The following is a 16,133-nucleotide window of genomic DNA, read 5'->3' as shown; positions in this document are numbered from 1 at the left end:
GCAGGCTTGAAGGAGGGGGCTTTCTCCCTTCCCCGTCCTCCAGCCTGTTTTTCCGATTGCTCTATTCCGTCTCGGTCTCCCCTAGGTAAACCAGAGCCAAAGCTATATAATACTGGATCGACTCCAGGTATTTCGCGACATCCACCCACTCATCAGGTTGATGCGCCATGGCGGGTTCGCCCGGTCCGTAGATCAGGACGGGAATTCCGTTCAAAGAAGGCTGGTAGACAGACGCGTCCGTATAATAATTCACTCCTTTTGGAGATTCATCCTGCTTCATACCTGCGACCTTCATCGCTGTACGGATGAAGGGACTGTCTGCGGGCGTATCGACACAAGCCATATCATTTAAGACTTTTACTTGAAAAGCAGCGGATAGACTCTCACTTGCCTTTTTGGCGAGCTGCTGGATTTCTTCGAGAATCTTGGCGTGATTTTGTCCCGGAACCGTCCGAATATCGAGGGTAATACTGCATTGATCTGCTACGACATTAGGACTTACACCACCACGGATCATGCCGATGTTCATGGTAGAACCGCCGAGAATCACATGGGGTACATGCTCCAAGTGATAGTGATTCAGCTCCGTCATAAAACGGTGGATCGCAGAGATGGCATTGATGCCGTGATGGGGCATGGAGCCGTGCGCTGTTTTCCCAAACATGGTGACTTCCAGCCAGAGAGCTCCTTTATGGGCAACGATCACTTGATTGGAGGTCGGTTCGCTGACCACGATGGCGGATGCATGATCCAACTGCCCTTTCTTCACCACCTGTTTGGCCCCCAGACAATCCACTTCCTCCCCAACGGTTCCCACGAAAAGCAGATTTCCAGGAAGCGAAATACCGGACTTGGCGAGACATTCCATCGCAATGATCATGGCTGCCACACCGCTTTTCATGTCTGTAGCTCCACGTCCGTATATCCGGTCACCCACTCTTTCGCCAGCAAACGGCGGGTACGTCCAATCCATCCCACCGATCGGAACCGTATCGAAATGCCCGCTAAATACCAGATTATTGCCCTGGTCCCTGGACGTGTTTTTTCTCGGATCCCCATTCAATGAAACTAGCAAATTGGATCGATCCTCTGCTACGATATCCAGCTCCATGTGCAATCCGCTGTTCATTAGCCGTTTTTGAATCGCTTCAGCAACAGCCCGTTCCGCACCTGGCGGGTTCACACTGTTGATTTGGATGAGTGACTGCAAAAAGGAGACGGCATCCTCTTGATCCACTTGCGCAAATAAATCCTTTCCTTTCATCCTCACCTAACCTCCCCATTCCCCAGCATATGGCAGACCTGTCCGTGCACCGACCTGCTGTACGACACGAGCGCCCAGCGTAATGCCAGCCTGCAAGACCTCTCCCCTGTCCCACCCTTTCGATAAACCGTAGAGAACGCCGACTGCAAAAGCATCTCCCGAGCCGGTAGAATCTACAGCCTTGACTGCTAGGGACGGAAGATAGATGCGTTCGCTTGCACAGCTGTAGACAGCCCCTTCCTTCCCCAGTTTGACAAAGATCTCCTTTACGCCAAGGCCATGAAGATCCTGCAAGGCTTGCTCTACGATCCGGTCACCAACCAAATCCTGAAGCTCTGAGCGATTCACAAACAAGATGTCGGTCTGGGCAAGCAACGCTTCGATTGGCCCTAGCCCTTTTTTGGTCAACAAGGAACTGGGATCAAAGGAAATACGTAATTGCGGTTTTTTCTGTTTCCAGGCGAAAAGCTGCTCGGCGCTGGATAAATGGGGACTGCTCAGATGAAGGAAGTCGAGGTCGAGACAAAAGTCGTCTGGCACCCGGCTTACCTCATACTGTACATTCGCCCCCGGATAGGTATACATGGTACGCAGCCCCTGCTTGTCCACCAGCACCATCACCATTCCGGACGAAGCCTTGTCGACGATCTGGATGTGATCACGACGCACTTTTTCCATGCTGTCCAGCAGAAAGGACGTATACGCATGCTGACCGACCGCCCCTAAAAAAAACACCTCTTCGCCCAAACGCGAAAGACCAACAGCCACATTCGCTGCTGATCCCCCTGGCAAAAATTGCAGGCTGCTCACTTCCGTCTCCTGATCAACTTCTGCGAAGGCGTCAACCTGACAAATCATATCTGTATTTACAAAACCGTGAACCGCGATCTTCCCCATAGCCATATCCCAGCCTATCGTAAGGATTGAACCTGATCCATGAAGCGCTTGACCTTCTCCGTGTCTACGCGCTCCCACCAGTTCCCGTTCTCTTTCAAAAAGCTGCCGACGATAGCGCCATCGGCTACCGAAAGAATCTTCTTCGCGTTCTGCTCGGTCATCCCGCTGCCCACGATAACAGGCAGGGACGCATTTTCTTTGATCCCCAAAATCTCATCCAGTGCTGTTTCATCCCCGGTGCGATTTCCGGTCGCAATCAGAATATCTGCGTCGAAAAACTCATTATCCCGCGTCTGCTCCGACAAGCTGCGGTCCGCAACAATCGCATGACTGCCATGCTTAACATGGACGTCCGCAAGAATTTTGATATCGTCCCCAAACAGCCTTGCCTTATATCGCATCGCCTTGGCAGAGGCGCCTTCGATAAAGCCTTCATTGGCGATATAGGCGTTGACCCACTGGTTGGAGCGTACCCATTTTGCCTGAATCGCTTTCGCAATTGCGATGGCAGGCAAGACCGCATTCGCAAGGCAGTTGACCCCGATCGGCACCTTGGACATCTTCGCCAGCTCGACACCGACTGCAGTCATCGCAGCAACGGTCTCATGACCGAAGTCCTCCGGCTTGGGAAAAGGAAGATCCCAGGCATTCTCAATTTGCAATCCGTCTACGCCGCCTTCGATCAGCCTGCGAGCATCCTCCAGAGCAAAATCAATCATCTCCTGAACCGATTCCCCTTTATAATGGGGCGAGCCGGGCAGTGGTTTGAGATGAATCATCCCAATAATCGGTTTTTTTACAGGAAGGATTTCCAACAATGCATTCTGTTTAGGGGGGAAAATTCCACCACTCATATTGATCACCTACACGCTCATTTTTTTTCTTGCTTTGATCGAATTCAGCCAAACAGCCAGCAAGATCACGACACCCTTGATCATGAGCTGATTATAGGAGGATACATCCAAAAGGTTTAATCCGTTGTTGAGGATGGAGATGATAGCGACCCCCATCAAGGTGCCGATGATCTTCCCTTCTCCGCCAAAAAGGTTGGTGCCACCCAAAACAACTGCGGCAATCGCATCCAGCTCAGAACCGGTACCGGAATTGGGTGAACCGGTAGAGAGACGGGAAGCGAGAATAATCCCGGCAATCGCCATGACAGCTCCACCCAGGACATACACACCTGTCTTGACCAGATTCACATTGATCCCGCACAACCTCGCCGCTTCTTCGTTGTCTCCTATCATGTAGACGTATCGGCCAAATCGGGTGTGCGTCAAAAGGATATGACCGATGACGACGACGATCACCATAATGATCACCGGAATCGGGATGGGACCGAGGTATCCGCGTCCCAATGCGCGAAATGCAGCATCGCTCACCGCAATCGGATTTCCTTGTGTATAGACGAAGGCAAGTCCGGATAGAATGGTCGTCATTCCCAATGTCACAATGAACGGCGGGATTTTTTGCGTCGATACTACCGTTCCGATAAATAATCCAATAACTCCACCGATCATGATCGCCAAAAGCACTGCCAGCGGAATCGGCACTCCAGCCACGATCAAGCCGCTCACCGCCACTCCGCTGACGGCGATTTGCGAGCCCGCGCTAAGGTCAATTCCTCCGGTAATGATGATGAACGTCATCGCCACCGCCATGATGCAGAGTACCGTAGCCTGCCGCGTCACATTGATCAGGTTGTCAACCGTTAAAAAATCCGTTGTAACAATGGATAGGATGATAAACAGCAACACGAGACCGATCGTGGTACTGCCTTTATCGAAGATGACAAACAAGGTTTGTTTCCAATTGCTGTTCTTCAGTTGGGTGACTTCCAGTTCGGTAGACGTTCCTTTAAGCACTTACTCCACCCCCAAATGCGAGTTTCAGAATGTTGTCTGGTGTGATTTCATTTTTATCCAACAGTCCAGCAATGGAGCCTTCACGCATCACGATGACCCGATCGCTCATCCCGACGATTTCCGGGATTTCGGATGAGATCATGATGATGGCGACCCCCTGCTGCGCCAACTGACTGATCTGGGCAAAAATTTCCGCCTTTGCTCCGACGTCTACCCCGCGGCATGGCTCGTCCAGAATAAGAATACGCGGCTCCTGGATGATCCAGCGGGAAAGAATCGCCTTTTGCTGATTGCCTCCGCTCAAGCTCGAAATCGGCTGCTCCAGCGTAGCGGTCTTGATGTTGAGCTTTTTTCGGTATTCCTGGGCAATCTGCTTCTCGTCTGTTTGATTGACCAGAAAGTATTTCACATATTTTTTCAGGTTGGACATCGTAATGTTCGCGCGTACGCTCTGTTTCAATGCCAAGCCTGTTTCCTTGCGATTCTCTGTGACAAAACCAAGCCCCAACCTGATCGCATCCGATGGTTTTTCAATCCCCACCTTTTGGGCGTCGATAAAAATTTCTCCTGAGTCTGTCTTCAACAGTCCAAACAAGGCTTTGGCGATCTCTGAGCGGCCAGCGCCAACCAGCCCTGCTACTCCGAGAATTTCTCCTCGACGCACCTCGAAGCTGATATCCTTCAGGACTCCACGCTTGGACAGATTCTCGACGCGAAGGATGGGCTTGCCCAAGTCCACTTCCACTTTGTTGAAATAATTCGTCACTTTGCGATTCACCATCAACTCCACCAGGGAGTCGACATTGTTGACCTCTTTCAAAGGGAGGGTTTTGATGTGTGTGCCATCACGCAGGACGGTGACTGTATCACAGATTCGGAAGATTTCGTCCATGCGGTGCGAAATGTACAAGATGCTGACACCTTTTTTCTTCAGCTCTTCGACAAGGGATAAAAGCACTTCTGTCTCCCTTTCAGACAAGGAAGAAGTCGGTTCATCCATAATTAAAATTCGGGCTTGCTGGGAAATCGCCCGTGCGATCTCTACCATTTGTTTTTGTGCAATGCTCAGTTCCCTCACTAGCATCTTTGGGCTGATATCGAGCTGCAGGGAGGAGAAAATCTCCTTGGCCGCGTCATTCATCTGTTTCCAATCAATCAGCCCCAGTTTGGTTACAGGCTGCGCGCCGATAAAGACATTCTCTGCTACCGTCATATTCTTCATGACATTCAATTCCTGATAGATACAGTGAATCCCTAATTTCTTGGACAGCTTTGGGTCCATTTGCTCGATTTCTTTTCCTTCAAAGAAAATCTGGCCGCTGGTTTTGTTATAAGCCCCGGTCAAAATTTTCATCAAGGTTGATTTCCCCGCTCCGTTTTCTCCAACCAGGGCATGAACGCTTCCGGGGTAAACGGTCAAGGAAACATCAGAAAGCGCTTTTACCCCTGAAAACTCCTTGCTGATACTTTGCAGCTCCAGAATGGGTGAACGCAAAACAGATCTCTCCTCTCACACGATGTAGAGCATCTGGTACAGAGTGGGGCTCGGCTTGCATTACACTTGTCGAGCCCTGCTCCTCCTATTTCTTGAAGTATTCGTCCACGTTGGACTTGTCCATCAAGATGACAGGGATGCTGATATTCTTCTCGAGCTGTTTGCCGTTGATCGCTTCGATGGCCGCTTTAACTGCTGCTTCCCCGATTTTTTCAGGCTGTTGCTGGATCATCGCGAGAATTTTGCCGCCGCGGATTCCTTCCGCTGCCTCAGGTGTTACGTCAAAGCCTACGATCTTGGTCTTGGCGTTATTAGCGGATTCGAGGGCAGCGAGTGCTCCCAGAACACTATTTTCTGCAGTAGCGTAGATGTAATCAACATCAGGATTGGCCTGTAAGATGTTTTCTACCGTAGCCATCGATTTTTCACGGTCATAGCCCGGCTGATCATTCAGGAAGCTGACACCGCTTACATTGCTGAGAACTTCCTTGAAACCACGCAGGCGTTCTTTTTGCACAAAGGATTGTACGTGGGTAACGACCGCGATCTTAACGTCTTTTCCATCTGCTTCAATCTGCTTTTTCAGATGCTCGCCGAGTTGTTTGCCCGCTTCGTAGTTTTCTGTCCCGATAAACGTGTCTACCTTGTCACTCGGTACGACCGAGTCAGCCGTAATGACCGGAATGCCTTTTTCTTTTGCTTCTTCCACGACCGGAACCACACCCGCGTTGTCTACGGCGAGCAAGATCAGACCGTTGACGCCCTTTTGCATATAATCCTCAACAGCAGATACCTGTTTGGCAAGGTCGAGGTTCGGATCGTTGACCAACAGCTTTACACCTGCCTCTTCGGCTGCTTTCTTCATGCCGTTGTCGATATCGATGAAAAACTGGTGGCGCAGAGTTGCCGTCGATACACCAATCGTAATCTCTTTAGCTGCAGGCGCTGCGGAAGCTGGTGGATTGGCAGGCTGGTTCCCCGCTCCCGTGCTTCCACATCCCGCCATGATGGATACCAATGCAGTCAATGCCAACAGCGATACTTTTTTTACCATTTCTCATTACCCCCTGTAGTTTTATTCATTTGTATTTGATTCCACTCCACACCAAGAAACGATAAATCGGGCATATACCTCGATCAGCGTAAGGAACTGGTCCACAGGAACCGATTCGTCGATGCAATGACATTGCCTTGGATCTCCACAACCCAAAATGACGGTTGGGATATTGGCAAATCCGGCAAGCAGACGGGCATCACAGCCAGCTGGCATTCCTTCGATAACCACTTCATCCTGCAGCACCTCTCCCAATACCTCTTTCACTTCCTGGATCAGCGGATGCGTCACTGGCGTTTCAAAAGGGAAGCCTTCCTGATAGACCGTCACCTGCGGCGGATGCTCGCGAAGCCATTCATCCCCGAGGACGACACGGTCGATCGCATCCAGCACCTGCTGATGTACGCGGTCACGGGTCTCTTGATACGACTCTCCCTGCTTCGGCTGGTAGTGCAGGCAGGTTTTCAGCGTGCAAGAGCCTGGAACCACGGAGCCAGCAATACCACCCTTGATCTCCCCGAGATTGATCGTAGGTCCCGGTAGCAGCGGATGCCTTTGCGTCATCAGCCAGTGATGCTCCAATTCCTTGATCGACTGATAGATTTTGATGGCTTTGTCGATGGCATTGACGCCTTCCCACAGCTGGCTCGAATGAAGACTTTTTCCTTCCACCTGAATCTCGTGGAAAAGAAACCCCATATGCGCCGGCTGAATGTGCAGTTGGGTAGGCTCGCCGACAATCGCAGCGTCTGCCGTGTAGCCCCGCTCCACGCAGGCCAAAGTCCCATTGCCGCCGCCTTCCTCATCCACTACCGACTGAATGATGAGGTCTCCCTTGAGCTTTACGCCCATCGTATGGAGCACCTGCGCCGCCAGAATCATCGCAGCGAGGGAGGCCTTCATATCAGTCGATCCCAGTCCGTACAAGACTTCTCCCTTTACCTGGCCGGAAAAAGGGTCGTCCGTCCACTTGTCCCGATCACCAAAAGGCATCGTGTCAATATGTCCGTTCAGGATCAGCGATCTGCCGCTGCCTGTTCCTTTCCATACACCGACGATATTGGGACGCCCGTCGTTTTTGTGGCCCAGATTGGCTCCTGGGTACTTCTTGATTTTTTCATCGTCCACACAAAACTCGTCGATCTCAAATCCTAGCTGCTCAAGCCTGTTCTTGATGATGGCTTGTCCAGCCTGCTCGTTTCCTCCAAGCACCCCGTGCCCGATCACCTGTGTATCCGTTTGGACCAACTCGGAGAGGAAACCGATGTACGCATCCTTGTTTTGGCGAACCAGCTCATTCACTTGCACGAGTGCACCTTCTTCCTCTTGTGTACATGCCCTTCTCTAGCGCTTGATCTGTTCCAGGATGCGTGCCCACAGCTTTTGATAGTGATCCCAGTCCATGAACTCTTTGGGTCCCCAATGCGGTGCGCAATCACTGGCGAAGCAGGCTGTTTTCCCCTGACCGTAGCTGCCCAGTACGAGGAACGGGTCTTCCTCGATTTGAACAAGCACGTCCGCATCCGCTTTGGCAGCGAAGCGATTGTAGCCGAGGAAGCGCGGCCAACTACCCAAGCCTTCTGTGACAGCATGCTCTTTTACCGTTTCCGGCTGTACGCCCTGCGGTTTTTCTACACGGTCGTCTCCATCCATCATGACGACTGGCAAGACATCAGCAAGTACGGAATTTTTATAGTTGGCTTTCCCTTCAATACCCATAAAGGAGAGATAGCCGCCAATCATCATGAAGCCGCCGCCACTCGCCACATACTCACGGATGAGCTCCAGACTGTTCGGAATGATTTCCATTTGGTAGAAGGTCGCGTTTTGCAGCAGGAATGTGTTGGCGCCGATGTCGCTCAGCACGATCGCGTCGTACTTTTCCAGATCTTCCAGCTTTTTCGGAAAACGAACCTGTACTTCATGGGCAGGCATGTAGTCCACGTCGATACCAGCGTTTCGCAAGCATTGCAAAAGGTACGTAGCACCTTCTTCATATTTCGTCGACGTGAAGCTGTCGTACCCTTTTGTGTGAATCATATGAACGACCCAGGATTCCCCAATAAACAATACTTTCACAGTTATGCACCCCTTTTATTTTGTGAAAAAGATTTATCATTAGCATGATTGTGAAAAATGAACAACTTCCTCAAGTGTCGGCATGCCCTGCTGTGCACCAAAGCGGCCTACTGATAAGGCTGCCACCTTGTTGGCAAAAGAAATCGCATCCGGTACGGCCAGGCAGCAGCCGATCGCGTAGGCAAGTCCGACATTGAAGGCATCACCAGCACCAGTCGTGTCGACGACCGGAACCTGATGTCCGGGTATTCGCAGCAAGGTCTTGCCCTTTTCCTTGTACGCCACTCCCTGCGCTCCAAGCGTTGTGATGACATGACGAACGCCTTGTGTCAGCAGGGCGTTCATACGCTCTTCCAAGCCTGTTTGTCCCTCGGCAAGAATCGCGAGCTCTGTCTCGTTGGGCGTCAGATAATCTACACTGGCCAAGAGCTCCGGCGGCAGTTTTTGCGCTGGCGCAGGATTGAGAATAACCGTCTTTTGAAGCTGCTTCGCTACTTTTGCGGCGTGCGTCACAGTCGCAAGCGGAATTTCCATTTGCATCAGAACGATATCTGCTCGCTTGATCAACCCGATCTGGGTGTCAATGTCAGCCCGTGTACAATGGGCATTGGCACCTGGAACGACGATAATACTGTTATCCCCTTCGGCTAATACGATGGAGGCGGCTCCTGTTTCACAGTCCTCCGTATTCTTCACCCCCGTGCTGTTCACCCCTGCTTCCTGCAGAGCGCTGAGCAGTACACCACCAAAATGGTCTTTTCCTACACTGCCGATCATGGCAACCTCTGCTCCAAGACGCGCGAGGCCGATTGCCTGATTCGCTCCTTTTCCTCCCGGAACGAACTGCATACTTTTTCCCAATAACGTTTCTCCCATGACAGGCAAACGCGGAGCCTGGACAACCATGTCCATGTTCAAGCTTCCAATCACGACGATACTTGGCCTCACTCTTCCACCACTTCCTTCAACTTTCAGAACGTGCCGACCCGTCCTTTCTCTGTGACAAATAGGTTTCTCGTATTTCAACACTTCGGCTGTCGCAATCTTGTCGGGGAGGACTCCCTAAACCCAGGGATCATGATTTCTGTGTGGACTCCCTGACTATGAGCGAGACACCCAGTTCTACCGTTTCATAATGAGTAGTTGAAAGATTGATTCTCTCAATCAGCTTGTTGGCCGCAAGCTCACCGATTTGGTAAATCGGCTGTGCAATCGTGGAAAGCTCCGGCTCAGTGATCTCCGACAGATTGACGCCGTCAAAGCCGCAAACGGCCACCTGTCCTGGTACGGAAATACCCCGGTGCTTCAACCCTTTCAATATGCCTACAGCCATCAGGTCATTCCCTGCAAAAATACCATCCACATCCGGGTGCTTACCAAGCAAGGCTTCTACGGCTTTCATGCCTCCGTCGATGGTGAAATCGCCGGGGATCATCAAAGTTGGCGTATACCAAGGCTGCTGTCTCACCACTTCCTCATAGCCCGCGAGACGTTCCCTTGCCGTGGTCAGCTCCTGAGGACCGTAGACATGGGCTATTTTTTTACAACCAACGTCCAGTAGATGCTCGACAGCCGCTTTGGCACCTCCAAAGTTATCGACCTTTATGACGCATCCAGACTCCATGTTCGGCGCCCGATCCAGCATAACAAAAGGAATTTGCGCCTCTTCCATCCGTTCCAGATCTTCTCGCACCAGATTATTGGTCGCGAAGATAATCCCGTCGATGTACTTCTTTTTCAACACCTCGATATAGGAGCGTTCTTTAACGCCCATATCGTCTGAATTACATAGAATGACGGTATAGCCGTTGTTTTGAGCGATATCCTCGACTCCTCTGGCGAGACCGGGGAAAAACGGGTTGGAGATATCCGGCAAAATCAAAGCGATGGTCTTCGTTCGTTTACCAGCCAATCCCCTCGCCATCTGATTGGGCTCAAACATCAACTGCTTCATCGCTTTATTTACTTTTTGCTCGGTTTCGCTATTTACATATCCTTTTTGATTCATCACCCGTGACACCGTAGCGACGGAAACTCCCGCAAGCTTGGCTACATCTCTAATCGTTGCTCTCATACTTTCCATTCACCACCGACTTTGTGTAACCGGTTTACTAAAACTCTCTTTTGTCAAATTTTGCATATAAAAACTGATGTGTAACCGGTTACCAAAAGAATAATCTGAATTTATCATCTAGTCAATATTATATTTAAAATCAGAACTAGCAAATTGTTTCCCCGCTCTTCATCCTACTTAACAAATCCATCTTGCCAAGCTGCAAAGAAAAACACGGGGAGAGCACCCGCTTCCTTTGGCTGTGTGGTCAGTCTAACTGTTGTGGAGGAAAGGAAAAAGGAGAAAACGCTCCAGACTCCAGAATTCATAAGCGTCGCGCGTATAATCAAATAAAACAGTCTCAAAAACGAATGTTTTCGAGACTGTCAATGTAGGATCAGCCAATTCGGGCTAATCTCGCTTTGCATCCTTTTTCCTCATAACCACATAGGCAATGCATAAAAACAGCAGCCAAGGAATACCAAACTGAAGCATGATTCTGAAATCCGTAAACCATGACGTGATTATCAAACTAAGCAGGAGAAGTCCTCCCAAAATCGTCAAATACGGAAAGCCTATCATTCTTACTGGCAGTTTGCGGCCGCCCGTTTTTTCCCATTTTCTTCTGAAAAATAAATGAGAAACGAAAATAACCAACCAAGTAAATAGTGAACCAAACATGGAAATCTCCATCATAAATGCATAGGATGATTCAGGCAGCAGCTCATTTGCAACTGCCGCGATAATAATGCCGATGGTAGAAACGGTTAACGCAGTCGTCGGAACACCTTTTTTATTCACCTTGCCGAATAAGGCCGGCGCATACTTTTCTTCCGATAGCGAAAACATCGTTCGCGAGGAAGCATACAGCTGCCCGTTCATGGAAGACAAAGCGGCTGTTAAAACGATAAAATTCATGACTCCGGAGGCGCCAGGTATATTTAAGATTTCCATGACTTTCACAAACGGACTTTCTTCTACTCCTGCCGATTGCCATGGAACAATCATAAGCATAATCGTCAAGGTCAACACATAGAAGGCGGACAATCGGAATACGGTTGCTTTCAATGCTTTTGGCACGGCTACATCGGGTTCTTTGGCTTCCCCTGCCGTAACTGCGATCAATTCTGTGCCCAAAAAGCTAAAAAGGGAAATAAAGACGGCAATCCACATCCCTTTCAATCCGAAAGGCAGAAAACCTCCATGATCAACTAGATTACTGGCTCCCACCTTTTCATGACCGGAAGTTCCAAACAAAACGTAAGCTCCAAGCAGAATAAACCCGACTATCGCACTAACCTTGATCGTGGAAAACCAATACTCGAATGTTGCAAATGCATTAACACTGGTAGCGTTTACATAAATGAGAATTGCTGCAAATACAATAATCCAAATGACACCGGGGACTTCTGGAAACCAGTATTTCATATAAATCGAGATTGCGCTTATTTCAACCCCTATCGCAAGTACCTGTGCAATCCAGTAGGAGTAACGGACAAGAAAGCCTGCCATGGGATGAAGATATCGATCGGCTATCGTTCCAAAAGATCCTGAGGTTGGATGGGCAACCGTCATTTCCGCCAAACATCCCATTAACAATAAAACGATAAGAGCACCTATTGTATAGCTGAGCAGTACACCAGGTCCTGCTGTGCCGATGGCTAATCCACTTCCAAGGAACAATCCCGTCCCAATGGCCATCCCCATTGCGATCATCGAGAGCTGGCTTGTCGTTAACTCCCGCTTTAATCCATTATCGCTTTTATTAATCTCCATCTACTTCATCCCCTACTTTCCCCAACAGGCTTTGTCCGATCATTTCTGAAATAGCTGCCATGAGAGGGGGTAGCCTCACTCATGGCGATTTCCGTTACGCGACAACTTCACGTTCGTTTTCAAATTTCTCATACTGTTTTTCAGTCATGATCTTTTTCAAAATTTGCACCGCTTCCCAAACCTCCTGATAGGAAGAATAAAGGGCAACAGGTGCAAGACGAATGATGTTAGGAGCTCGAAAATCCGGGATGACGCCGTATTCCTTCAATGACTTGCAAATTCGGGCCGCTTCGATATGCTCCAGACTCACATGCCCACCGCGTCGCTCATCCTCTTTTGGCGTTCCAATGAAAAATCCCATATCCGCTAATTCGTGGTCAATTAAATCCATTAAATATTGATTGATTTTAAGCGATTTTTGCCGAATGTTTTCAATGCCTGCTTCTTCAAAAATTTCTAAGGACCCGATCAAAGGGGCGACGCTTAGCACATGAGGAGTTCCGATTTGGAACGCTCCAGCGGAATAAGCGGGAGTTAATGTGTGCTCCATGTCGAATTGTTTCTCTTTAGCTGAACTAAACCAACCAGCGAGTCCAGGCATCCTTCCAAAATGCTTGCGGTTTACAAACAAGCCTCCAACACCGCCAGGTCCGCCGTTTAAATGTTTATAATTGCACCAAAACGCAAAATCCACTCCCCATTCGCTGAAGAAATGCGGAATCGAACCTGCAGAGTGGCAAGCGTCGAACCCGATTAAAATTCCTCTGCGGTGTGCTTCATCGGTTAAACGCTTCATATCCAATATTTGACCGCTGCGATAAAGTACGGTGGGCAAAACGATTAAAGCGACTGTCTCGTCCATGGCTTCGATAATGTCCTCTTCGTCGAGGTAGCGGCCGTCCCTGCTTTTCACGCGAATGAGATGCGTATCGGGATCATATCCATGAATCGTTAATTGGCTTTGAAGAGCATATATGTCAGATGGGAATGTTAGTTCGTCGGCTAGTATTTTGGTGCGTATGCCTTCCGGCTTATAAAACGTAGATACAAGCTGATGCAAATTCACGGTTGTGGAACCGGTTACAATTACTTCCTCAGCCGATCCTCCTACTAACGGAGCAAGCTTCTTCCCCAGTTCCTCCGCCATGAAGAACCATGGGTGATTCCCCCTTGTCCAGCCGTCGATCCCATGTTCCCTCCAGTCCGCAAGCGATTCCAAGAGTGTCCTTTCCGCTCTTTTCGAAAGAAGCCCCAAGGAGTTCCCATCCAAATAGATGATTCCCGGCTTCAAATAAAACTCATCTCGAAAGCATGTAAGAGAATCTTCCTTATCCAATTCTTTCGCATATTCTAATGTTGCTTCAAAACGATCCAAACGCATCAAGATTCTCTCCTCTACAAAATGAATGACTAGGCGCTTTTCAAAGAATATGACATAATGTCAATATCATTATTGCGCTGAATCTGACATCATGTCAATATTATTTTTCAGAAAATTATTTACGTCTTGAGACATCCCTTTCCTTTTGGTAAAAATCCATATATTCTAGAGAGAATGAGTAGTGGAGGAATAAAAATGGACCAACACAATCCAGTGGATAAAAGACATTTGCGATCGTTGAAAACAAGAAGCAAATTATTGGAGGCGGCAAAGGAAGTTTTTCTTCAAGAAGGCTTTCAAAAAGCGACGATCACGCAAATGATCAATAAAGCGGGTATCGGATACGGAACAGCCTATGTACATTTTGAGGGAAAAGAGGATCTTTTGATTGTATTAATGGAGAACGTCATGGAGCGATTTTTTGAGATTGCCGAGATCTCCTTCCTGCCGAAATCGAAGCAAGAAGCCGAGGCAATCATTAACAAGCAAGCGAACGCTTTTTTAAAGATGGCGGAAGCCGAACGGGATATGATGCGGGTTTTTGAACAGGCCATTGGCGTTTCTTCTTTCGTTTCAGATAAATGGAAGGTCATTCGTGAAAAATTTATTCAGCGCATTTCAAAAGACGTTGCCTACGCACAACAAAACGGATTGGCCAGATCCGGAATAAGTCATGAGATTGTGGCACGCGGCTGGTTTTTTACGAATGAAATGTACCTATGGGAGATTGTCCGGGACGAACATCATGGTTCTGTCGAAGAGATCGCGAAAACGATCACTTCTGTGTATGTCACAGGGCTTTACATATAGTTTGGAAAATGCTCGCTTTTTATAAGAGGACCACCATGACTTTCAAAATGCAAAAAGAATCCCCAGACGAGTTGTTGTTTACTCATCTGGGGTCAACCTTCATTTGATTCCACATTCATCCACAAAGCTGAGCCGATAAATTTGCCGCGGTCTTCCTTTCACGGAAATTTTTTCGATCCCGACGATCTCGACCAGCTCGGCATCCAGCCATTGCAGCAGTATCCGATGAGAGCTGCGAATCGTTACACCCAGAATCGCTGCCAGCTCCTGCGCGGTATACTCCATTTTCCCCAGGCGGGTCACCTGCGCCATCAGCTTGCTCATATAGGCAGCAGTCATCCCTGCCTTCTCGGCTCTCGCCAAAATCGCTTCATCTGTGATCGAAAGCTCGTAAATCATGGGATGGGACATTTCGACGGGACCAATCACACTCCTGTCTTCCCGTACAATGAAGCAGATGTCACCTCCGAATTCTTTTGACTGTCGCAGTGCCAAGCGCGCATGCGTTCCCGCTTCATTAGCCGATTGCCCAAAGCCGACACCTACACTGAGTGAAATTCCTAACGTCTTTTTTGCTTCCAAAAGAATCGGGATCGTTTTGTATCCGCGGGTTTCGCGTTCAAAAATCCCCCTGGTCGTCACGAATAAATACTCATCGCCACCCAGACTGGTCAGATGCCCCTCTAAACAGCCGACGTAATCCAAAAACATGCGCTGAATCTCTAGCTTTAGCCGCTGTACACCATGCTCCGACGTGCTTTTTTCCAGCAGCTCACGATAGTCATCAATCTGGATGATCCCAAAAACAATTTGAGAGTCTTTGTTTCGCCGCTTTTCCGTCGAGAGCAGGGCACGTTCGAGAGAGACAGTAATATCCTGGATGGTCGGTACTACCCAGTCATTGGGGATGTTCAGCCGCGTCAGCTCGTCTGCTACTTTTTTAACCCCAGTGAGTGCCCCGTCGCTTACCCCCTGCTCGTACTTTTTCCGATGAAAAGCAACCATCTCTTCGATTTGAAAAGGAGTACCCTCGTAGTAATGAATCGTCGTAAATGGCTCCCCGACCTCCTGAAGGACTTGATTCACCCCTTGGCTGAGGAAGGAGTCGATGCTAAGACGCTGCATTTTGCGATGATGATACAGGCGGAACAAAGAACGAAACAGGCCCGTTCCTGTAAGCGGAATATAGTGAACTGGGACCGTAAAGTCTACGTTCTCCTTCGCTATTTTGTACGGGTAATAGCCGGAAAAGAGCAGGACCTCTACTTGGTCCATCAGCTCCTGGGCAAAGGCAGAAGCGTCCAAAATTTCATTGGACGCTCGAAATACAGGTGTGAAGTTGGGGAATGATTTGAGTGCTTCTCTGATTTTTTCTACAATGATGGTAGGTCCGATGACACCGATCTTGATTGTATTTTGCATCATGCTCCCCCACTCCTCCCCTGTTCATTTCTCCTTT

General features: G+C 49.1%; 14 protein-coding genes. 1 reads left to right on the top strand and 13 read right to left on the bottom strand.

Annotated elements, in window-relative coordinates:
* Window positions 1–61 precede the first annotated feature (61 nt).
* The 12 genes from ACIFQN_RS28015 to kynU all read right to left on the bottom strand — a co-directional run bounded on the left by ACIFQN_RS28015 (window position 62) and on the right by kynU (window position 13,864).
* On the bottom strand, window positions 62–1,264 hold the full coding sequence (locus ACIFQN_RS28015) for a M20 family metallopeptidase (protein ID WP_429836328.1): 1,203 nt from the start codon (window positions 1,262–1,264) through the stop codon (window positions 62–64).
* A gap of 6 nt (window positions 1,265–1,270) precedes the next feature.
* Window positions 1,271–2,239: a carbohydrate kinase family protein gene (locus tag ACIFQN_RS28010; protein ID WP_429836327.1), complete on the bottom strand. Its 969-nt coding sequence runs from the start codon at window positions 2,237–2,239 to the stop codon at window positions 1,271–1,273.
* Window positions 2,176–3,015 carry a BtpA/SgcQ family protein gene (locus tag ACIFQN_RS28005; RefSeq protein WP_429836326.1) on the bottom strand — a complete coding sequence of 280 codons (840 nt, stop codon included), beginning with the start codon at window positions 3,013–3,015 and terminating at the stop codon, window positions 2,176–2,178. Before ACIFQN_RS28005 ends, ACIFQN_RS28010 begins: the two co-directional genes overlap by 64 nt.
* A gap of 9 nt (window positions 3,016–3,024) precedes the next feature.
* Window positions 3,025–4,026, bottom strand: a complete 1,002-nt coding sequence (locus tag ACIFQN_RS28000) for an ABC transporter permease (RefSeq protein WP_429836325.1) — start codon at window positions 4,024–4,026, stop codon at window positions 3,025–3,027.
* On the bottom strand, window positions 4,019–5,521 hold the full coding sequence (locus ACIFQN_RS27995; RefSeq protein WP_429836324.1) for a sugar ABC transporter ATP-binding protein: 1,503 nt from the start codon (window positions 5,519–5,521) through the stop codon (window positions 4,019–4,021). The genes ACIFQN_RS28000 and ACIFQN_RS27995 overlap by 8 nt, the downstream gene beginning before the upstream one ends.
* Before the next feature lie 85 nt (window positions 5,522–5,606).
* A complete protein-coding gene (locus ACIFQN_RS27990; RefSeq protein WP_429836323.1) occupies window positions 5,607–6,575 on the bottom strand; it encodes a substrate-binding domain-containing protein in 969 nt (322 codons plus the stop codon).
* 21 nt (window positions 6,576–6,596) lie between these two features.
* Window positions 6,597–7,883, bottom strand: a complete 1,287-nt coding sequence (locus ACIFQN_RS27985) for an ArgE/DapE family deacylase (protein ID WP_429836322.1) — start codon at window positions 7,881–7,883, stop codon at window positions 6,597–6,599.
* A gap of 36 nt (window positions 7,884–7,919) precedes the next feature.
* Window positions 7,920–8,654 carry a glutamine amidotransferase gene (locus ACIFQN_RS27980; RefSeq protein ID WP_429836321.1) on the bottom strand — a complete coding sequence of 245 codons (735 nt, stop codon included), beginning with the start codon at window positions 8,652–8,654 and terminating at the stop codon, window positions 7,920–7,922.
* 39 nt (window positions 8,655–8,693) lie between these two features.
* Complete coding sequence (gene rbsK / locus ACIFQN_RS27975) at window positions 8,694–9,602, bottom strand: ribokinase (RefSeq protein ID WP_429836320.1); 909 nt, start codon at window positions 9,600–9,602, stop codon at window positions 8,694–8,696.
* 127 nt (window positions 9,603–9,729) lie between these two features.
* Window positions 9,730–10,728, bottom strand: a complete 999-nt coding sequence (locus tag ACIFQN_RS27970; protein WP_429836319.1) for a LacI family DNA-binding transcriptional regulator — start codon at window positions 10,726–10,728, stop codon at window positions 9,730–9,732.
* Window positions 10,729–11,118: 390 nt separating this feature from the next.
* Window positions 11,119–12,483: an amino acid permease gene (locus ACIFQN_RS27965; RefSeq protein ID WP_429836318.1), complete on the bottom strand. Its 1,365-nt coding sequence runs from the start codon at window positions 12,481–12,483 to the stop codon at window positions 11,119–11,121.
* Window positions 12,484–12,577: 94 nt separating this feature from the next.
* Window positions 12,578–13,864: a kynureninase gene (gene kynU, locus ACIFQN_RS27960; RefSeq protein ID WP_429836317.1), complete on the bottom strand. Its 1,287-nt coding sequence runs from the start codon at window positions 13,862–13,864 to the stop codon at window positions 12,578–12,580.
* 195 nt (window positions 13,865–14,059) lie between these two features.
* Here kynU and ACIFQN_RS27955 point away from each other — a divergent pair, with 195 nt between their 5' ends.
* On the top strand, window positions 14,060–14,674 hold the full coding sequence (locus tag ACIFQN_RS27955) for a TetR/AcrR family transcriptional regulator (protein WP_429836316.1): 615 nt from the start codon (window positions 14,060–14,062) through the stop codon (window positions 14,672–14,674).
* A 99-nt stretch (window positions 14,675–14,773) separates the two neighbouring features.
* On the opposite strand, the gene ACIFQN_RS27950 is transcribed toward ACIFQN_RS27955, so the two are convergent.
* Window positions 14,774–16,099, bottom strand: coding sequence for a hypothetical protein (locus ACIFQN_RS27950; protein WP_429836315.1), 1,326 nt, complete (start codon window positions 16,097–16,099; stop codon window positions 14,774–14,776).
* Window positions 16,100–16,133: the final 34 nt, after the last annotated feature.

It is taken from the genome of Brevibacillus sp. NRS-1366 (assembly GCF_050467985.1).
Note: the sequence above shows the minus strand (reverse complement) of the source record. Positions and strands in the feature narration are given on the sequence as shown.